Below are 19,956 nucleotides of genomic sequence, written 5' to 3'. Positions count from 1 at the left end.
GAGGTGTAAATATGAAAATCCATGAAATATCTATAAACAGGCCTGTAGCAATCCTGATGTGTGTGATGATTGTTCTGGTACTGGGGGTCGTATCGTTAACCCATATATCGGTAGCACTCATACCGGATATCGAATTTCCAATGGCCATTGTTTCTACTACGTATTCAGGGGTAGGACCTCAGGAAATCGAAAGTATTGTTACCAAACCCATTGAAAATGCGGTTGCTACGGTAAATAACGTAAAAACCATACAATCTCAATCCTCAGAAGGAAATTCCATGGTAATGGTGGAGTTTAATTCCGGGACAGATATGGATTTTGCCGCTTTGCAGATGCGGGAAAAAATAGATATGTTTAAAGGAATGTTACCGGACGATGTCAGTAATCCGATGGTAATCAAAGCAGACCCCAGTATGATGCCGGTTGTAAGCATGGGAGTTGAAGGAAAATCTAATGAAGTGGAACTTAAAACCTTTATTGAAGATAGGATTAAGCCAAGATTGGAAAGTCTTGACGGAGTCGCATCCATTTCCGTGACCGGCGGCAAAACCCGTGAGATTCGGGTAGAACTGGACCCGCAGAAAATGGCAGGATACGGCATTACCTTCAATCATATTAGCAGTGCGCTTCAGACCGAAAACTTAAATCTTCCGGGAGGAAGTGTAGAGTACGGAGATAAGAATTTGCTGATTAGAACGACAGGACAATTCAAATCTGTCGAGCAAATAAAGAATATTCCTATGACCCTGTCAACAGGAAATATCATTTATATCCGCGATGTCGCCGAAGTGAAGGATGACTATCAAGAGGTTACTTCATATACCAGAATGAATGGGAAGGACAGCATCAGCATATCGGTACAAAAGCAAACCGATGCAAATACGCTAAATGTTGTAAATCTTGTAAAAGAAGAAATGATTAAGATACAAGATGAACATTCCGACATACACATGGATCTGATTTTCGATCAAGGTGAATATATAGAAAAGGCGATTGGCAATGTGGCGCAGAGTGCGATATTAGGGGGTATCTTTGCGGTAATCGTACTATTTATCTTTCTGAAAAATATACGAACTACTTTTATTATCGCAACATCCATACCGATTTCCGTTATTACTACTTTTATCGCGGTTTATTTTTCCGGCATCACCATCAATATGATTTCACTGGGAGGGCTTGCCCTTGGGGTCGGGATGCTGGTAGACAACTCTGTTGTTGTATTGGAAAATATATACAGGCATAGAAATGAAGGATACAGCAGGATTGAAGCGGCTAAACTGGGAACGCAGGAAGTTGGGGGCGCAGTAATGGCTTCTACGCTGACCACCGTTGCGGTATTTCTGCCCATTGTCTTTGTTCAAGGCATGGCAGGACAAATCTTTAAAGAGCTGGCTCTTACGGTAGCCTTCTCATTAGGGGCCTCACTATTGGTATCTTTAACGCTCATACCGATGCTTAGCTCCAAGTTTTTGAAAATGGTGAAGCCTCATGAAGCATCTAGAGCGAAAACCCTTAATAAAGTTTTTGATAAATGGGATGATATGTTAAACGGGCTGGATCATTTCTACCGGAAAGTACTGCAGTGGGTATTGGGACATCGAAAAACGACAGCGGTTACGGTTGCGGCCATATTTATTCTTAGTTTATGCGCCTTCCCGCTTATAGGGATGGAATATATGCCTAAAACCGACCAAGGACAATTTTCGGTGAATATTGAGCTTGCGCAGGGAGTTCTGTTGGAAGAAACCAATAAGATCACCCAGCAGGTAGAAAAAATTCTGATGGATATTCCTGAGCTGGAAAAAGCTTTTGTGAATGTGGCTACGTCAGGCAGAGGAATCAGCTTGGGCGATGAGTCATCAAATACTGCAAGTATTACGGGAACACTGGTATCCTTGAACCAGAGGCAGAGGAGTACGGCGCAGATTGTGGATGAAATCAGACAAAAGGTAAAGGCCATTCCGGGAGCGGACATAACCGTCAGTGAGGCAAGCTCTTCAATGGGCGGAGGGATGGGAAGTTCTTCTCCGATCTCCATTAAAATTAGCGGTCCGGATATGCAGAAGCTTGAGGAAATATCGACACAGGTTGTAGAGCTGGTAAGCTCCGTAGAAGGAACACGGCAGGTAGAATCCAGTATCGCTGAAGGCCGTCCGGAAGCGCAGATCTATGTAAATAGGGATAAGGCTTCTTATTACGGTTTGGGAACATCCCAGGTGGCATCGGCCATTAGAACTACCATCACAGGACAGGTAGCAACCACGTATAAAGTGGGTGGAGATGAAATTGATATAAGAGTTCAGGTGCCCAAAGAAAAAAGAAAAGATTTTCAGCAGTTAAAAAATATTAAAATCGTAACAGCTTCCGGAGTGGAAGTGTCTTTAACAGATATTGCCGATGTCGTTTTGGAAGAGGGACCGGTAGCCATTGGGCGTGAAAATCAGCAGAGATATGTCAGTGTCACCGCAGATATATTCGGAAGAGACTTAGGAAGTGTAAGCAGGGATATCGACGGCAAGTTATCCGGTCTTTCGGTACCGTCGGAATATGCGATTACTTCCGGGGGAGAACAGAAGGAAATGATGGAGTCCTTTGTCAGTTTGATTCAAGCACTGCTGTTGGCGGTTCTACTGGTATATATGGTGATGGCAGCACAGTTTGAGTCATTACTGCACCCGTTTACCATTATGTTTTCCATACCTCTTGCTTATACGGGTTCATTACTAGGGCTGCTGATTACAGGTAGAAGCTTAAGCGTAAATGGATTTATCGGTGTTATTATGTTAGCAGGGATCGTAGTAAACAATGCCATTGTTCTTGTAGATTATGTAAATACGCTGAGGGCGACCGGCATGGAAAGACGGGAAGCAATCCTGAAGGCAGGACCTACCCGATTGCGTCCTATATTAATGACAACGCTGACAACCATTCTGGGATTGCTGCCTATGGCCTTGGGAATAGGAGAAGGGGCGGAGATGCAAGCACCAATGGCAACGGTAGTAATCGGAGGACTGATTACTTCCACCATATTAACATTGGTAATCATACCTGTTATTTATACGCTATTTGATGATATCGGTATGAAGATCAAAAACCGCAGAAAAAATAAAAAAGCATCCCAGGCAGCAGTAGTTTGAATCGTTAAAGAAATTGTTAAATAAACCGTTAAATAAACCGTACTGAATATTCAGTATGGTTTATTTAACGATAAAAATTTATCGTAAAACAATAAAAATATATTGAAAAATAGTAAAAACCATATTATACTTATAATGAAATCTAAAAAGGAGGCATGAGAAAGTATATGATCATATTAGGCGAAAAAGGTTTATCGGGAATGGTAAAGTATCTGTTGGATTTGATTTTTGTAGGAGGAATCGGCATTTTTATCAGTTTGCCGTTTAGTTTAAAATGGTATCTCAATTATATGTATGGAGGGGTAAGTGACAACATCTATTATTTTTTGCTGGCATTGCTATATGTAACAGGCGTTTTGGCACTAATGATCGTAAATGAAATCAGAAAGATATTTAAAACATTAAACAGAAAGAATCCGTTTGAAATGGATAACGTACATAGTCTTAACCGTATCGCGGTTGCATCCTTCTTTATCGCTTTCTTTTATGTTTTTAAAATTATTTTCTTTACTTCGGTACTTACCATTATTCTTGTAATGGTGTTTATCATTGCGGGGTTTTTTTCGGTTATTCTGGCCGAAGTCTTTCGTCAGGCGGTAACGGTGAAGGAAGAAAATGATTTCACCATATAGAGGAGGTAGGCTATGTCGATCATTGTTAACTTAGATGTCATGATGGCAAAACGAAAAATCAGTTCTTCCGAGCTTGCGGAGAAAATAGGGATTACACAAGCGAATCTGTCTATTCTAAAAACAAGTAAGGCTAAGGCTATACGATTTTCTACATTGGAGGCAATATGCAAAGTATTGGACTGTCAGCCGGGAGATATTTTGGAATTTGTAGATGATAATAAAGCAGAGGAGGGAAAGTAACATGTTAAAACAGGGAGAATTAATACTATATAGTTTAATTTTAGGTGCTTTATACAGCTTCTTATTTTATGAGCTTCAACCGGGTATTTCCGTTATCATTTGGGTTATTGGGCTTTTGATGTTTATGATATATTTTATTAAGCAAACAGTAGGTTTGAAAAAGGATATGGCTTGGCTGTTCAGTATCCCCATATTCTTGTTGTCTTTACGATATTTTTTAAGCACAAATACCGTCCTTGATTTTTTCAACAGTTTTGTACTTGTATTTCTATGCGTAAGTATGTCGCTATTTTTAACTGGAAAATATAACTATACCTGGACCAATATTAGATTTATCGAAAAACTTTTTATAGCTTGTCTTTTACCTGTTCAGTTCTGTTTAAAGCCTTTTGAATGGGTGTATAAGCATGTCATTGGTAAAAGGAAGGTTAAGATTAACCCTAATATAAAAAAAGTACTGCTAGGATTGCTTATTTCGATGCCGTTATTATTGATTATTCTTACACTATTGGCTTCAGCGGATATGGTATTTAATAAGTCTTTATCATTTTTTCCCCAGTGGATGGAATGGATATTTGATAGTATGACTATAGGACGAATAATAGGAATCACTATACTTACGTTAGTCATTGCAAATTACTCTTACTGCTATGCCTATAATCTTCTTGAAAGGGAAAATAATGGAGAGAATACACAACAAGTTATACAAGTGACAAAAGATAAAAAAATAATTGACCCTGTGATTATCATGACCGTACTTACATCAATCAATGTTGTATACCTTGTATTTTCGGTTATTCAGTTTGCATATCTTTTCGGAGGTGGAGCAAATACACTGCCGGGAGGTTTTACTTATGCGGAATATGCCCGCAGAGGTTTCTTTGAACTGCTGTTGGTCACTATGATTAATTTCAGTATTATTCTTTTAAGTATGTTCTTTACAGAAAAAGAAAGTATAAGGAGTGCTAGGATAATAAAAAGCCTTCTGACAATAATGGGAGCAGTCACGTATGTGATGATTTATTCATCCTTTTATCGGATGGGTTTGTATGAGCAAAATTACGGATACACCCGTTTGAGAATATTTGTGTATTTCTTTTTATTATTGGAAACCGTACTTTTGCTGGCAACGCTAATTTATATTTTTGCATCACGTTTCAGTTTGCTTAGAATTTATATTCTTACATCTTTGATATTTTATATAGCATTAAATTATATAAATGTAGATGTTTTGATTGCAAAAAGGAATGTTGACCGATATTTTACAGAACAAAAAGTCGATATAGAGTATCTAACCCGTCTGTCTATGGATGCAGTACCTCAAGTCAGCCGATTATTGGATGCATCGGATGGAGAGATTGTACAGAGAGTAAGCGATTATCTTAATACAGTAAGAGAATCATTGGATAAGCCGCGCCAATGGCAGGAATTTAATGGAGTGGAGTATCGAGTGAAAAAGTTGCTGTCTACTATAGAACATACCAAATAAAAAATATATCGGTTTATAAAAAAGCAGACAGCACTGTCATGAGGGTGCTGGCCATAGCGTATTTATCTGAATTTTGATAAATATTATTATTTTACATGTAGGCGTGTTTTTTGTAACAGGGATTTAGTTACAGGTCTAAAGTGCCGCAGATGCTAATTTAGTCATATCATTCAAAAGCAATGCATATACAGAAATAGAAGCGACATGACGTATATGGAGGGAATGTTTATGGTAAGAAAAAAAATCAGTTATTTTATATTCCTGTGTTTACTTGCTGGGGCATTATATTTTGATAGAGGCTGGACCGAATATATAGCTTCTTCTGCAACACAACTACCGAATGATGATGTGACCATGAAACAAGATGTTTTATGCCTTATGATGGCTTATCCGGAATATGTAGTAGGAGTAGAGAAAAATGACGACGGAAATATCTATGTAGTCATGAAATCGGGCAGAAGAATATTGTATGATGACAAAAAAGTAAAAAACCATGCTCAAAAGCTGTCTAATCCTGATTTGCAGGATATGCTGGAACAGAGATATCCTTTGAGTGACAGTACAGGGATTATGCCTGTTGATTTTGACCCGGGACGTGCCCGAGTATATCCGTTACTCAAAGAAGTATATGGAGGTACAAAGGAAGAAATTCAAAAGAATCTTGTCAATGTCGGATTGGCAGCCGGAAGCTCTCAATTTAATAAGAATAATCATGCGGCTGCTTCTCTCAAAAAAGTGATGCAGGAATTGAAAGCACTAATGCAGAACAATACTAAGATATCGGGTTTTGTTTACCCGATGAGCGGAACCTTTAACTATCGTGTGATTGCGGGAACAAATCAACTGAGTCCTCATTCCTTTGGCATTGCCATTGACCTTGCGAGGGATAAAAGGGATTATTGGAAGTGGGCTTCAAGGGAGCAGGGGGAAAAAAGATTGGCTTCTTACTCTCGGGAGCTTGTACAGATTTTTGAGAATAACGGTTTTATATGGGGCGGCAAGTGGGGGCATTTCGATATCCTGCATTTTGAATACCGGCCGGAATTTATTATCAAAGCTAAGTATTTCGGAACTAAACCGGATATGGGAAAGCAATGGTACGAAGGGGTGCCCGTTGAAAACAATGAAGTGAAAAATTATATACAAGCAATTGATAAAGCATTTGAATAAATGCTCTAAATACAATATAATAATGTTAATAAAAAATATGAATTATTATGCCAAAGGAGAGAAGCCGATGGGAATCAAATCTTTTGAATTTTCCGGAGTACCCGATATTGTATTTGGTGCCGGTACATTTGAAAAGATAGACCAATATATTCTTAAATATGGGAAAAGAGTGCTTATAGTTACAGGAGGTGCTTCTTTTCGTGCGTCGGGCAAATACGACCGGTTTGTTAAAAAATTAGAAGAACAATCAATACAAGTATTTAGCGCTGCAGTAAGCGGAGAACCCTCACCGGAGTTGATAGATGAAATAGTCAATATCTATAGAGACGAACGTATAGATGTTATAGCCGCAATTGGAGGTGGCAGTGTAGTGGATGCCGGAAAGGCCATTTCAGCCATGCTGCCGCTGTCTGATTCAGTGATGAATTATATTGAAGGAGTGGGAACCGGAAAAGAGCATACAGGAGAAAAAGTGCCTTTTATAGCAGTACCCACCACAGCGGGCACCGGGAGTGAAGCGACTAAGAATGCGGTGCTTAGCCGGGTAGGTGCAGAGGGATTTAAAAACTCTCTCCGTCATGATCATTTTATACCCAATGTAGCGTTAGTAGACCCGATACTTGTTCTTTCATGCCCTGCAAGCATAACCGCCGCCAGTGGGCTGGACGCTTTTTCACAGCTTATTGAAGCATATGTGTCTTCTTCTGCTTCGCCGATGACAGACGCATTGGCATTTGATGGATTAAAGTATATCGTTAAAAATCTCATTCCCGCATGTACGACCGGAGCGAAAGAGGTAGATGTAAGAAGCGGGATGGCCTATGCGTCTTTGATGTCGGGCATCGTACTTGCAAACGCCGGATTGGGTATCGTACACGGATTGGCAGGACCTATTGGCGGATTTTTCAATATACCTCATGGTGCAACGTGCGGAACATTGTTGGCAGAGATGGTCAAAATAAATATAGACCTGTTGCGTCAGACCGAGGGACAAGAGAATATCTTCCTTAAAAAATATGCAAGAGTAGGCGCTTTGTTCATGGGACATGATGAAAACGATATAGATGAATGCTGCAATATGCTGGTACAGAAGCTTGAAGAATGGATTGTACAATTAAATATTCCGACTTTAAGCCAATATGGCGTATCCGAAAAAGATATTGATAAAATAGTTGAGAAGGGAAGCAATAAAAATAATCCTGTTAAACTGAACAAATATCAAATCAGGCAATTGTTGATGAATAGGCTGTAAAATATGTACATATAGAGGAGGAATGTGGGGTATGGTAACATCTACTAGAATAGTAAGAACAACCGGTGTTGACCCGTGGCGGAATCTTGCAGTAGAAGAGTATCTGCTGAATAATGTAGAAAAAGGGCAATGCATATTGTATTTATGGCAGAACCAAAATACCGTGGTTATTGGAAAAAACCAGAATGCTTGGAGAGAATGCCGGACGGACCTTCTTGAAAAAGAAGGAGGAAAGCTCGCGCGTCGCCTTTCCGGCGGAGGTGCGGTTTTTCACGATCTAGGCAATCTTAATTTCACGTTTTTAATGAACCGGGAGGATTATGATCTTGAAAAGCAGGTGACAGTGATTCTAAAAGCAGTAAATAAGGCGGGAATTCACGCTGAGATGACCGGAAGAAATGATTTGACTGTTGATGGAAAGAAATTTTCAGGGAATGCTTTCTGTTTTAGAAAATCCAATGCGTATCATCACGGTACCATTCTTGTAAAAGCAGATATGGACAAGCTTTCCAAGTATCTTCAGGTGTCTAGAGAAAAGATCGTGTCGAAGGGGATAGAATCGGTTCAATCAAGAGTTACAAACCTTGTAGAGTATAACGGACAGCTTACCATTGATCAAATGGCAACGCTATTAATGGAGGCGTTTGCAGAAATTTACGGGGGTTCATCAGAGTATAGCGATGGCGCCGAATTAATAGAAAACCAAGCTATTAAAGAACTATATGAAAAATATTCATCATGGGAATGGCGGTATGGACAAACACCTAAGTTTGACATAGAGATGACCCAGCGCTTTGCATGGGGTGGCATTGAAATAGGTATGCAGCTTAAAAACGGTATCATTGAAAAAGCAGCAGTTTATTCCGATGCGTTAGATGAAACATTTATAGAGATGCTTCCTGAAATTTTAGAGGGGTGCAGCTTCCAATCAACGGCTTTGGCTCATAAACTAAGAGCACTTGAGGTACAAGAGACAAGAAGAGAAATGATAGAAGATATCGCCGGATGGCTGGAAGAAAAGGGATTTTAATAGATTGGATATATATCATACTTAAACTAAGAACCCGTAAGCGTTTATGAGCGCTTATACGAGGATGTGATAAAGTCTAATTTAGCACGCAGAAGGAGTGAATCATGGGGACGGACCTACTGCTGCGCTTGCTTTTTAAGGAAGCAGTAGGTCCGTCCCCATGATTTGCGACTGACGAATCAAGCACTTTTTCACATCCTCCTATAAGGTTTTTATTGTTTTTTTCTAATTGAAGAAAATTAAACATTACTGTATTCTAATACGCTTATAAGGTCCGTTTTCAAACATGGATTCATAGTAGTTGTCTTTCACAGGGGAATACAGCAACCCTTGATACACTAAGTCGGGTACGTCGGTGTATTGGTAGACAAGATCGGAACTCAATTCCACTTCCAGTATTCGTGCATCAATATCATATCCCACACTTTTGATTTTTTCTGAGTTCACTGGTTGTCTGTTCATTGCATTCACTTCCCATATGTGTTTTATAAGAAAAAAGGGAGGGTCTTCTCATTTTTCTTATATCTCTATACTATATAAGTTGAATTAAAGATTTGAGTCGGAACGGCACAGGGGCCGTTCCCTACATAGAACACCAAATTCCATTCATACATGATTTGCAATTTGTAGGGAACGCCCCCCGTGGCGTTCCGTTGACTTGTAATATCCAATTATTTAATTCAACTTATATAAAATAGTATTTGAATTCTGGGAAATTAATATACCGGATAAAAGTGATATTAAAATTTTATATAGCTATTGCCGTCTAAAGGAATAAGTGCTTGCAAAGGAGGCGTACCATCCACAAGACCTACGGCGTAAACAGTATAAAATCTATTGGGCTGCAATGTAATGTTAGGAACATATAAAACGTTTTGGTCGGTTCCTGTAGGGCGAACATAAATCGCATATGTTCCCGGATTAACCGGTATATAATCTGTAACTTGCTTATAAGTTACGTTGTTAAATAATTTTGTTCCGTTAGGCAATACTACGTCAACATTTGGTGCATTTGGTGACAAGTGTGCAAATCTTACATATACTTTACCGGCAGGGATCGGCATTGTCGGTTCTCTTATAGGAAGAAGATTGAGATTTGCGAGTTTATTAACGGCTGCTACAGTATAGATGGAATAAGGTGGTATATTTAGGTCGGTAGTCAGTACGGCATTATCTTTTCTTCCTGTGGGGTAGACTTTAATATTATAACTTCCCGGAGTAACGGTTACATAAGGAGTGAAGCCTTTATAGGATAAGTTCCTGGCGATCAATTTATCGTTTGCATAGATATCTACTGCAGGTGCATCGGGAGAAGCGTGCAAAATCCTGATGTATGATTGTACCGGCTGCGCAATCTGGTAGTTGTATGATGTATAATACGGATTATAAAACATTGTATCAACCTCTTTCATATAAGTTCTAGTACAATATATGCATATGAAGGGTAAAAAGTTCACATAAAATAGAGCTGCATAAAATAACCATATTTTATGCAGCTCTATTTTAGTTGACTTCAATACTATAGTTGTTGCCGGAGTTGCTATCCCAGTGATTTGCACTATCTCGAAATGCGATTTGAAGGTAGCCTCTTTTTTTGAGGGGCAAATTAATTTCAAAACCATTTTGGCCATTTTTTTGCATTTCATCTTGCTGGGCAGTTTTCCATTCATTATTAAAGGTGTTAAACATCCAGATTTTATCTGCACCTTCTTTGGTTAATTCACCTTGATAAGTGATGCGTATCATATCGCCATAGTGGAAGTCTTCCGGGGTGAGGGTAATACCGTTTTGCTCAAAAGGTTGGTTGGGCATATTCAAAACCTCCTAATATCAATAGTGTTAATCATATATAAAATTATTTGCGAAATCAATTATTTTATCCATATGATCATTTATTAAAAATTTTTGTTTCGTCTTATGGACGAGTGGTATATATATAACATAATAGAACAAAGGAGATGATTCCCTTGAACCACTTAGGAGATGAAAATGGAATCGGTAAATCTTTGTAATGGTTTGATGAAATGTTCGGAATGCGAACAAAGGGATTCCCCTTAAGAGGAATACAAGTAGTAGAATTTGAGCACAACGATATATAGCATATGATGATGGAGATGATGCCATTGATGATTGTCTCTTAAATAGCAAGTATCCTTTGAACAGAGAGGACTCTGATTAGATAGATTCTGTTTGAGGAAATCAGTATTTGCTGCGAAGATAAAAATGTATTTTGTATGTTTACTGTAAAAGAAGCGTATACTCTAAGTTAACACAAGATTAAAAGGAAAAGAACCAGGTATGGATTCATATCATTGGTTCTTTTCCCATATGATTATATAGATTTTCATATAAATAGATAATTTAAAATTTAATTTTAATTGCCATCTCACAAGCCTCAGGTACGCTGGAATAAATACCTGCGCCTACACCGGCCAGCAGTGCTACACCCAGTGCCGGACCTTCGCTGGAATTGATAGTTACAATATCGGTATTGAACATATCTGCCTGCATCTGTCTCCAAAGCTTGCTCTTTCCGCCGCCTGATCGCCACCACCGCCGACGACAGGAGTACCTTCCGATAGGCCGATAAGCTTGGCGGCTTTAGGGTAAACTTTACCGCTGACTTCCTGTGATTCGTACACATCTGCCAATAATGCCTTATCAATTCCCAGTTTTCCTAATACTTCATCGTTCCATTTTCTTTCAGCTACATTCAGGAACTGCATGCCGCTTGCATCAGAGACTTCGGTGGCAAACTCACCGGTAAGCATAAAACGAATATAGTCCTTTGGAAGAAGTATCTTAGCTGCTTTTTCAAATATCTCAGGCTCATGGTTTTTAACCCACATTACCTTGGAGGCTGTAAATCCTGTTAAAGCCGGATTGGCTGTAATTTCTATCAATCTTTTTTTATCGACAAGTTCTGTGATTTGCTCGCATTCCTTGCCGGTTCGCTGATCACACCAAATGATGGACGGTCTGAGGACATTATTTTCCTTGTCCAGTAATACAAGACCATGCATTTGTCCGGATAAACCTATTCCTTTGATGTCTTCCGGTTTAACGCCACTCTTTTTAATGACAGCTTGAATTGTGCTGACAGTCGCATTCCACCAATCTTCCGGCTGCTGCTCCGCCCATCCTACATGAGGTTGATACAAAGGATATTCAACCAATGCACTGGCTACTGAATTACCGTTAACATCAAATAATACGGTTTTAGTTCCCGAAGTGCCAATATCAATACCTAATAAAAAAGCAGCGATTTCATCCAACTTCTTGTTTGTATCGGCAAGATTTTCACCCTCAGGGGCAATGTCTCTCTTTAAAAAGTTAATTTAAAAGTTTTGGAAGAAATACCCCTTTTATAGCAGCCTGTACTCTTTCCTTTGATTCACGTACAGCAGTATCGGGAAGTCCAACGATTTCAAAAGAAGGCAGACCGTTTGAAATATCCACCTCAACTTACCAGCAAATATCGACTTACAGGGTAGGGGCAGGCCTTGTGTCTGCCCGTCTACCATAGTTCGGGTAGGGCGATTTTTTTGTTGTGCTAAAAGATAGTTTGACGACAAAAAACAAATTTATTTAACAAATTTTAAATATATAATTAATTTTGCTGATAAACTGCGTTATAATAGTTGTAAATTAAGGTTATATTTGCTTGCAGATCCCCACATATTTCTACATGCGTTATGGTATAAAATGCTGTTTAAAAACTGGGGGAATTGTCACAGTTGCTGAAGAAGGCTAGTGTATTAGGTGCTTGCACATATAAGTTGGAATTTATAAAATAATAGCTTGGACGGTGAAATTATGAACGATGAAAAAGCAAATTTTAAAGTTTTACATCCTAAATTACCGAAGAAATTAGATATGCTTGATGTCTTAACTAAAAAAATTGAAAGTGAAGATGTTTTATCTTCAGGGATTATTTGTAATGGTACAATTGAAAATGAATTTGCAGAACATGTGGCTTTTAAGCAAATCATTTTTAAAAATGTTCTTTTTAAAGACGTATCATTTAAGTTCCTTGATTTGACGGATGTTAGATTTGAAAATTGCGATTTGTCCAACGTAAATTTGAGTGGGGCCGTAATTCACAGAGTAGAGATGGTAGAATGTAAAATTGTAGGTATTAACTTAAGTGATTCAACATTAAGAAATGTAATATTTGAAGACTGCAATGGGAAATATGCTTGTTTTCGATTCTCAAACTTGGGGCAGGTAAGTTTTAATAATTGTTTGCTCCGGAATGCTGACTTCATGGAGTCCAATTTCCTAAAGGTTAACTTCGAGTATTCTGACCTTCAGCAGGCCCAGATGTCAAGTACAAAACTAAGTCAAATTGATTTCAGTAATTGTAATATAGAAGGCTTAGGTGTTAGAGTTGAGGATTTACACGGTGCAATTGTTTCCCCTATGCAAGCAGTCTCTCTGTCGAAAATGATAGGTCTTATTATAAAAGAATAGCATAGTATAAATTGTTGGATTTGCGTAAGTTTAGGAAACAATAAGATGATTGAATGATATAGATTTACATAATAAAATAGACTTCATTATCAAAAGTGAAGTCCATTTATCTATATAAAAGAGAACTCTGTATCTAACTGAAGTAGGTATTAATATTACTCAAAAATATTAAGCAAAGTAAGTAGCTACTTCAGCAAATGTGATTAATGCACCAACTGCAAAGAAAGCAAGCATTCCGAAAAAATCTTTCATGTTCTTTCACCTCCTTGAATCTTTATATATTTATTATACAATCATATTGTTAATTTGTTAACATGTTATTTTGACAAATATCACAATTTAATACGTCAATTTTTGTGGATAATGCAAAAAACTTTTTGGCAAGTTATAGTAAAATAACAACTCAGATGAATAAATAGATATATTTTATATAGAAGTATTTCACATATTGACATCACCCTATTAGGCTTTTATTGCCGGTATAACCGTTGGTGTAGGTTCAGGTGATTATTTGATGGCGGCTGAGGTTTTAAAGTATCCTAACACGGTATACTTTCAAGATCACCCAGCAGAACCGGGATTTTTTGTAGTCAATTGATTTACTTAAGGTTTTATAAACTCATTGACAACTAAGAGAATTTCTGTTAATTTGTAGTAGAACAAACTTTCGCATCTTTAGTATGACATTCAAGGAGGACATCATTAATGATTGCTAAAGTAACAAGCTGTGGTTTGATGGGGGTAGATGGATTTGTGGTAGATGTGGAGGTGGATATTTCCAATGGCCTGCCTTCTTTTGAAATTGTCGGACTTCCCGATACCGCTGTACGTGAATCAAAGGAGAGAGTACGGGCTGCTATAAAAAACTGTAACTATGAATTTCCAATCAAACGGATCACTGTGAATCTTGCTCCCGCCCATATCAAGAAAGAGGGGCCTTGCTTTGATCTTCCTATATCCATTGCTATTCTACATGCTTCCGAACAAATACAGGTGGATGATATTAAAGACTACATGCTTATAGGGGAGCTTTCGCTAAATGGAGAATTACGACCTATCAATGGAGTACTCCCTATCGCGATGGCCGCATATAAAAATGATATTAAGAAGATCATCGTACCCACGCAAAATGCATATGAAGCTGCTGTAGTGAAAGGATTAGAAGTATATCCGGCAAATAATTTGTATCAAATTATTTTGCACCTTACCGGAGAAAAAAGAATAGAACCTTTTGCTGTTGATTTTGATAGCCTTTTTTCAAATACAGATCGGTATGGCGTGGATTTTAGTGATGTGAAAGGTCAGGATAATGTGAAGAGGGCTTTGGAAGTAGCGGCGGCAGGAGGACATAACTGTCTGATGATCGGACCGCCCGGCGCCGGAAAAACAATGATCGCAAAGCGTTTACCGGCCATACTTCCTGATATGACTTTTGAAGAGTCTCTGGAAGTAACTAAAATACACAGCATAGCCGGATTGATGCCCCAGAATATGCCGCTTATTACCACCAGGCCTTTTAGACATCCTCATCACACAATATCCAATGCCAGCTTGGTAGGGGGCGGAAAAGTTCCTAAGCCTGGGGAAATCAGTTTGGCGCACTATGGAGTTCTTTTCTTGGACGAGCTTCCGGAGTTTAAAAAAGATGTATTGGAAGTGATGAGACAGCCTCTGGAAGACGGGCAGGTGACAATTGCCAGAGTAAATGCTACGCTCACGTATCCTTGCGAATGTATGCTTATCGCTTCTATGAATCCATGTAAATGTGGTTTCTATGGAGATAACACGAAAGAATGTACCTGTACACCTTTGCAGATTCAAAAATATTTGGGAAAAGTAAGCGGTCCGCTGTTGGATCGTTTGGATATTCATGTAGAAGTATCGCCGGTAAGATATAAAAGTTTGGAATCTGATGAAACTTCTGAAAGTTCCAGCCGTATAAAAGATAGAGTGAACCGTGCAAGAAAAATACAAATAGAAAGATATAAAGGCTATAATATATTTTCAAATGCCCAACTGCAGCCATCCCATATGCATAAATTCTGTAACCTTGGTGATCAAGAGAAGAATCTGCTAAAAATGGCCTTTGACCGATTGGGGTTGAGTGCAAGAGCACATAATAGGATTCTCAAAGTAGCAAGGACCATAGCGGACTTGGATGAAAGCGAAAATATCCAAAGCAGTCATTTAGCTGAAGCCATCCAATACAGGAGTCTGGATAGGAAATTTTGGAGATAGTAATAGTACTGATGAGAAATACGGATATATCTGTTGTATATTGCGTTATAGCCGTTGGGATTTCAAAGCAAATCAAGGCGATAAAACGAATTTAGAATGTCCCAGTCTCCTTGTATATAGAGAGATCGTCCGGGTAGGGCGATCTCTTTTGCTTTATTATTTCAATCTTCAAGTAATAGATAAAGAATAGTTATTACAATAAGGAATATTACCAATGGAGAATACACTGATTTTTTTTAAAGACTTGTAATCATAACGTTACATAAAATTGATAATAAGATACTTTTTAGATTTTCCTTTTTTGCGAACTAATGTTTGCTAAAGAGGATAAATATGGTATAATGTCTTCAAGGAAGTTGAAGCCTACCAAGCAAATCTGACTTTCTTGAAGATTAAAAAGGTAGATAAGAAAGGGCAAAGGTGGTTGCATATGCTTATTGTATAATTTGTTACGTAATATAATTTATTTATTTTTTGTTATATATTGCATAATTATAGCCTAATATGTTACTATAACAAAAGTCATTAGTATATAGTACGAGTAAGTCAGTTATAGACGTCAATATAAACTGGATAGCATTGTGCATATGGGATTGGTTCCACGGTTTGAAATTATCGGACTTCTCGATATCGCTGCCAGCTTGGTAGGGGGTGGAAAGTTTCCTAAACCTGGAGAAATCAGTTTGGTGCACTATGAAGACATATCATGATTTTAAGATAGGAGAGATAAGATGCTCAACTCTAACTATAAATATTTAAAGGATGAAATTGAGTTTACCAGGAAAGCATTGGACGCAAAAATTAGTGAGTCTAAATGTGTAAATAGTCCGGAAATTATTGAGCTTAGTAAGAAACTGGATGACCTTATAAGCAGGTATTTAAAAAGCAGTAAGACAAGATGAATAACGGACTATTTTAAGCTATTCGATTACGAACTTATAACCGATTCCCCATACGGTTTGTATATATTTAGGGATTTTAGGATTATCTTCGGTTTTCATCCTTAGATGCCGGATGTAGACCATAATAGAATTATCATCAATAATGGTATCCCCCCATACCTTTTGATAAAGCTGTTCTTTTGAAAATATTCTATTGGGATTTTCAAGAAAAAACTTCATCAACATGGTCTCTTTTGTAGAAAGTATAATTTCCATACCGTTTTTATAAAGTTTGTATTCATTTAAGTTAAATTCAAAGGGGCCTTGGTTAATAACCAGGGTACTTTTTTTGGAATTCATCATGTCAATATTCCGGCGGATATGCGCCTTTACACGGGCACAAAGAATGGAAGGACTAAAAGGCTTGGTAATATAATCGTCAGCGCCTATGCCAAGCCCAAGGATCTGGTCATAGTCTTCAGCTTTTCCGCTTAATAATAGAATGGGGATGTTCATTCCGAGACCTCTTATTTTTTTTAATACCTCAAGACCGTCCATATCTTTCATCATAATATCAAGAATAATCAAATCAAAAGAATTTGTAAGCAGCATTTCTAACGCTTCTTTCCCACATGTAGCTTCAAAAGTAAGAATATTTTCTCTAGCAAAACTTTTTTTAATCAATTTTCTTACTGATGCTTCATCATCTACAATCAGAACTTTTTCATTAGCCATTGCTATACCTACCTTTCAATCTCATAGCGAACCTATAATTCATTATATCATAGAATATTTAAAAAAAAATTAAGATTTTTATTAAAAATTTTTAAGAATTATACAGAATATTTTAAGATTCATGCTTTATTATAGTAAATATAAACAAAAAAACATTTGCTTTCAAAGTTATTTTGATCAAAATGATTGAAAGTTATGATTCTGTTATGATTCTGTTATGATAACAAATATTTAGCAAAATAAAGAAGATATACTGTGTTACAAATAATAGGGCAGGGAAAAAATAATTAATATCGAATACTATAGAACAATCAAATTGATAAACAATATATTGTTTGGAGGTTTTGAAATGGATTTTCCTGCTGTTATTAAAAAAGTAATGAATAAAATTCCTGATAAATTGCAAGCAGTACATTGGAAGTTATTTCTTGTTAATATGATAAATAAAAGAAATGTCATTGTAGTAACCATTATTGTTCTAATTATCGCTCTATTTAGCCGGATAGGCTATAAAAATTACGTGGATTATCGAGATGAAGTGATTGCCCAGCAAATGAAGCATTTATTAACCATTGTAAGATCCATTTCAACAAGCCTTGAAATGTTTATTGGAGAAAGATCGAATGATCTCAAGATTATAGCCAATAATCCGAAATTACAGGAAAAGTTAGCCACTCACAACAATTATCATTATCTGTCATCAGATTTTGATGAATTGGATGCTTTATATAAAGTGCAAAGCGGAATCATGAATGCCGTTTATGTATACAATGCTTCAGGGATTGTTATCTATAGAGAATCGGCGGAAAACGAGGGTGCAAGGGTGAGGGAAGATAATGTAAGTACGCCGGATGTAGTGACTGTTTTGGCAACACATAAGCCGTATATAAGTAAAGCCTACAAGAATGGAATTGGAAAATTCATCATTGATATTATGGAACCAGTGTTTTATCAGCATCAGTTTGTAGGGGTGATTGTTGCCTCCATTGATTTGGAATATATGTATGCTCAATTGGTAGAGCCGGTGAAAGCAGGAGAGCATGGCTATGCATTAGTAAAAGATAATCAAGGCGTTATTCTGATGCATCCTGTGAAAGAACAAATAGGCGCTCAGGTTATCGAAACAAGAGAAGAAATGTATTCTTCTGTTGATCTTTCGGAATTGGAAGAAATGGTAAGAGAACAGTTAAAAGGAAAAGAAGGAACTGCCATCTATCACTCGTATTGGTGGCCGGAAGAAAAACTGGTAAGAGTTAAGAAAATGAATGCCTATACTCCGGCACATATCGATAATGATTTTTGGATCGTTTCGGTTGTGATGGCCTATGATGAAATTGAAGGCCCTATCAAACAAAAACTGAGCAGTGGCCTAAAGGTGGCAAGCATAGTAGTATTAGCATTTTTCATTGTTTTTTATATTGCTTTTAGAATACAGAAGAAGAAAGAAGCACTGGAATTAGAAACAAAATATCTTAAAGAACTGAATCACGCCTCTCAGGAATTACACAGAAAAGAAATGCAATTAATGCATTCGCAAAAATTACAGACAATCGGGACGCTGACCGGCGGCATTGCGCATGAATTTAATAACTTCTTAACACCGATTCTTGGGTATTCAGAGCTTATGATGAAGGATTTGCCGGAAGAAAGTGATTTGCATGAAAACGCAACTGAAATCTTGGAGGCTTCAAAAAAAGCCAAAGACCTTATAGAAGAAATTCTTATATTTAGCCGTAAAGAAACAGGATCATTACAGTATAAGCCAATTCAAATAAATAGATTAGTTAAGGACTCCTTGAAATTTGCAACATCAATATTGCCTCCTACCATTAACATTATAGACGATATTGCTGAGGATGATGTTTATGTGCTGGCGAGTTCAAGACAAATACATCAGGTAATTGTTAATTTGTGTACTAATGCGTACCATGCGATGAAAGAAACCGGAGGATTACTCAAAATAAGTACAAAATCGATAAGAGCTAGTATAGATCCGTCTTTAAAGCAAAAGGATGTTCCTGGTGAAGTATATGTAAAAATCTCTATCCAAGACACAGGATGCGGAATGAATGACAAAACAATGGCACACATTTTCGATCCGTTTTTTACTACAAAAGAAATAGGGAATGGGACAGGCTTGGGATTGTTTGTTGTCCATGGTATTATATCTAACCATAACGGAGAGATAACAGTTGAAAGCCAGGAAGGGAAAGGCAGCATCTTTAATATCTATTTGCCTCAAACAACAATGTGTGAAGAAGATGGACAAATACCTTTTGAAGAAAAAATTAAAGGCGATAAAACAATCCTGTTGGTAGATGATGAGCCTAAGATTACAAAGATGATGCAGAAGAAGCTAACAAAATTGGGGTATCATGTTATTTCAAAAACAAATAGTATGGAGGCTTTAACAGTACTTACAGAAAACCCTGAGAAATTCGATTTAGTGATCTCCGACCAAAGTATGCCCGGTCTAAAGGGTACAGACTTAGCCAGGAAAGTCAAAGAAATAGGAATGGATATCAAATTTATACTTTTTACAGGCTTTGTTGACACGGATTGTGAAACGTTAACAAAAGAAAAAATAATTGATGCGTTATTAACAAAACCTATTTTGACCAATGAGTTAGTAAGCACTATAGAAAAAGTTTTTTTGAAATATAGTTAACGAACTTTAGA

At 37.5% G+C, this 19,956-nt stretch carries 16 protein-coding genes and 2 pseudogenes; 12 read left to right on the top strand and 6 right to left on the bottom strand.

The genetic code is table 11. The features are described from left to right. Nucleotides 1-11 precede the first annotated feature (11 nt). The 7 genes from QKW49_RS09295 (at nt 12) to QKW49_RS09265 (ending at nt 8,950) form a co-directional block, all read left to right on the top strand. Nucleotides 12-3,137, top strand: coding sequence for an efflux RND transporter permease subunit (locus QKW49_RS09295; protein ID WP_282867270.1), 3,126 nt, complete (start codon nt 12-14; stop codon nt 3,135-3,137). 155 nt (nt 3,138-3,292) lie between these two features. Next, on the top strand, nt 3,293-3,769 hold the full coding sequence (locus QKW49_RS09290; RefSeq protein WP_282867269.1) for a DUF2975 domain-containing protein: 477 nt from the start codon (nt 3,293-3,295) through the stop codon (nt 3,767-3,769). Nucleotides 3,770-3,781: 12 nt separating this feature from the next. Continuing rightward, nucleotides 3,782-4,009 (top strand): helix-turn-helix transcriptional regulator, encoded by a 228-nt coding sequence (locus QKW49_RS09285; protein ID WP_282867268.1) that lies wholly within the window; start codon nt 3,782-3,784, stop codon nt 4,007-4,009. Between the two features lies 1 nt (nt 4,010). Beyond that, the gene (locus QKW49_RS09280) at nt 4,011-5,498 is read left to right on the top strand and encodes a DUF4173 domain-containing protein (protein WP_282867267.1); all 1,488 of its coding nucleotides are present in this window, start codon (nt 4,011-4,013) and stop codon (nt 5,496-5,498) included. A 228-nt stretch (nt 5,499-5,726) separates the two neighbouring features. After that, entirely contained in the window at nt 5,727-6,668 is a 942-nt protein-coding gene (locus QKW49_RS09275; protein WP_282867266.1) for a M15 family metallopeptidase, read from the top strand. Nucleotides 6,669-6,735: 67 nt separating this feature from the next. Further along, complete coding sequence (locus QKW49_RS09270) at nt 6,736-7,920, top strand: iron-containing alcohol dehydrogenase (RefSeq protein ID WP_282867265.1); 1,185 nt, start codon at nt 6,736-6,738, stop codon at nt 7,918-7,920. Between the two features lie 22 nt (nt 7,921-7,942). Next, entirely contained in the window at nt 7,943-8,950 is a 1,008-nt protein-coding gene (locus QKW49_RS09265; protein WP_282867264.1) for a lipoate--protein ligase, read from the top strand. Nucleotides 8,951-9,196: 246 nt separating this feature from the next. Here the strand turns inward: QKW49_RS09265 and QKW49_RS09260 are convergent, their stop codons facing one another. From QKW49_RS09260 to QKW49_RS09240, 5 genes and pseudogenes are all read right to left on the bottom strand, one after another. Further along, nucleotides 9,197-9,412, bottom strand: coding sequence for a KTSC domain-containing protein (locus tag QKW49_RS09260; RefSeq protein ID WP_282867263.1), 216 nt, complete (start codon nt 9,410-9,412; stop codon nt 9,197-9,199). 278 nt (nt 9,413-9,690) lie between these two features. Next, entirely contained in the window at nt 9,691-10,344 is a 654-nt protein-coding gene (locus QKW49_RS09255) for a DUF4397 domain-containing protein (protein WP_282867262.1), read from the bottom strand. A 109-nt stretch (nt 10,345-10,453) separates the two neighbouring features. Next, a complete protein-coding gene (locus QKW49_RS09250; RefSeq protein WP_282867261.1) occupies nt 10,454-10,762 on the bottom strand; it encodes a carbohydrate-binding protein in 309 nt (102 codons plus the stop codon). A 558-nt stretch (nt 10,763-11,320) separates the two neighbouring features. After that, a pseudogene (locus QKW49_RS09245) lies at nt 11,321-12,216 on the bottom strand (FGGY family carbohydrate kinase); the annotation flags it as partial. Nucleotides 12,217-12,300: 84 nt separating this feature from the next. Beyond that, nucleotides 12,301-12,415: pseudogene (locus QKW49_RS09240) on the bottom strand (magnesium chelatase domain-containing protein); the annotation flags it as partial. A gap of 351 nt (nt 12,416-12,766) precedes the next feature. Between QKW49_RS09240 and QKW49_RS09235 the strand changes: the two are divergent. From QKW49_RS09235 to QKW49_RS09220, 4 genes are all read left to right on the top strand, one after another. Beyond that, nucleotides 12,767-13,423, top strand: a complete 657-nt coding sequence (locus QKW49_RS09235) for a pentapeptide repeat-containing protein (protein WP_282867260.1) — start codon at nt 12,767-12,769, stop codon at nt 13,421-13,423. Nucleotides 13,424-14,128: 705 nt separating this feature from the next. After that, nucleotides 14,129-15,661 (top strand): YifB family Mg chelatase-like AAA ATPase, encoded by a 1,533-nt coding sequence (locus QKW49_RS09230; protein WP_282867259.1) that lies wholly within the window; start codon nt 14,129-14,131, stop codon nt 15,659-15,661. A gap of 587 nt (nt 15,662-16,248) precedes the next feature. Further along, complete coding sequence (locus QKW49_RS09225; protein WP_282867258.1) at nt 16,249-16,371, top strand: hypothetical protein; 123 nt, start codon at nt 16,249-16,251, stop codon at nt 16,369-16,371. Nucleotides 16,372-16,392: 21 nt separating this feature from the next. Beyond that, nucleotides 16,393-16,563: an aspartyl-phosphate phosphatase Spo0E family protein gene (locus QKW49_RS09220; RefSeq protein ID WP_282867257.1), complete on the top strand. Its 171-nt coding sequence runs from the start codon at nt 16,393-16,395 to the stop codon at nt 16,561-16,563. A gap of 18 nt (nt 16,564-16,581) precedes the next feature. On the opposite strand, the gene QKW49_RS09215 is transcribed toward QKW49_RS09220, so the two are convergent. Beyond that, nucleotides 16,582-17,277, bottom strand: coding sequence for a response regulator transcription factor (locus tag QKW49_RS09215; RefSeq protein WP_282867256.1), 696 nt, complete (start codon nt 17,275-17,277; stop codon nt 16,582-16,584). Between the two features lie 349 nt (nt 17,278-17,626). On the opposite strand from QKW49_RS09215, the gene QKW49_RS09210 reads away from it, so the two are divergent. Next, nucleotides 17,627-19,945: an ATP-binding protein gene (locus QKW49_RS09210; RefSeq protein WP_282867255.1), complete on the top strand. Its 2,319-nt coding sequence runs from the start codon at nt 17,627-17,629 to the stop codon at nt 19,943-19,945. Nucleotides 19,946-19,956: the final 11 nt, after the last annotated feature.

Source organism: Petroclostridium sp. X23 (genome assembly GCF_030013905.1).
Taxonomy (GTDB): domain Bacteria; phylum Bacillota; class Clostridia; order SK-Y3; family SK-Y3; genus X23.
Note: the sequence above shows the minus strand (reverse complement) of the source record. Positions and strands in the feature narration are given on the sequence as shown.

What these genes read in the sequence shown, in the direction of transcription:
- QKW49_RS09255 (WP_282867262.1), bottom strand. Translation starts at nt 10,344, where the DNA reads ATGTTTTATAATCCGTATTATACATCATACAACTACCAGATTGCGCAG.
- QKW49_RS09285 (WP_282867268.1), top strand. Translation starts at nt 3,782, where the DNA reads ATGTCGATCATTGTTAACTTAGATGTCATGATGGCAAAACGAAAAATC.
- QKW49_RS09290 (WP_282867269.1), top strand. Translation starts at nt 3,293, where the DNA reads ATGAGAAAGTATATGATCATATTAGGCGAAAAAGGTTTATCGGGAATG.
- QKW49_RS09275 (WP_282867266.1), top strand. Translation starts at nt 5,727, where the DNA reads ATGGTAAGAAAAAAAATCAGTTATTTTATATTCCTGTGTTTACTTGCT.
- QKW49_RS09250 (WP_282867261.1), bottom strand. Translation starts at nt 10,762, where the DNA reads ATGCCCAACCAACCTTTTGAGCAAAACGGTATTACCCTCACCCCGGAA.
- QKW49_RS09225 (WP_282867258.1), top strand. Translation starts at nt 16,249, where the DNA reads ATGGGATTGGTTCCACGGTTTGAAATTATCGGACTTCTCGATATCGCT.
- QKW49_RS09280 (WP_282867267.1), top strand. Translation starts at nt 4,011, where the DNA reads ATGTTAAAACAGGGAGAATTAATACTATATAGTTTAATTTTAGGTGCT.
- QKW49_RS09210 (WP_282867255.1), top strand. Translation starts at nt 17,627, where the DNA reads ATGGATTTTCCTGCTGTTATTAAAAAAGTAATGAATAAAATTCCTGAT.
- QKW49_RS09270 (WP_282867265.1), top strand. Translation starts at nt 6,736, where the DNA reads ATGGGAATCAAATCTTTTGAATTTTCCGGAGTACCCGATATTGTATTT.
- QKW49_RS09260 (WP_282867263.1), bottom strand. Translation starts at nt 9,412, where the DNA reads ATGAACAGACAACCAGTGAACTCAGAAAAAATCAAAAGTGTGGGATAT.
- QKW49_RS09265 (WP_282867264.1), top strand. Translation starts at nt 7,943, where the DNA reads ATGTGGGGTATGGTAACATCTACTAGAATAGTAAGAACAACCGGTGTT.
- QKW49_RS09220 (WP_282867257.1), top strand. Translation starts at nt 16,393, where the DNA reads ATGCTCAACTCTAACTATAAATATTTAAAGGATGAAATTGAGTTTACC.
- QKW49_RS09235 (WP_282867260.1), top strand. Translation starts at nt 12,767, where the DNA reads ATGAACGATGAAAAAGCAAATTTTAAAGTTTTACATCCTAAATTACCG.
- QKW49_RS09295 (WP_282867270.1), top strand. Translation starts at nt 12, where the DNA reads ATGAAAATCCATGAAATATCTATAAACAGGCCTGTAGCAATCCTGATG.
- QKW49_RS09215 (WP_282867256.1), bottom strand. Translation starts at nt 17,277, where the DNA reads ATGGCTAATGAAAAAGTTCTGATTGTAGATGATGAAGCATCAGTAAGA.
- QKW49_RS09230 (WP_282867259.1), top strand. Translation starts at nt 14,129, where the DNA reads ATGATTGCTAAAGTAACAAGCTGTGGTTTGATGGGGGTAGATGGATTT.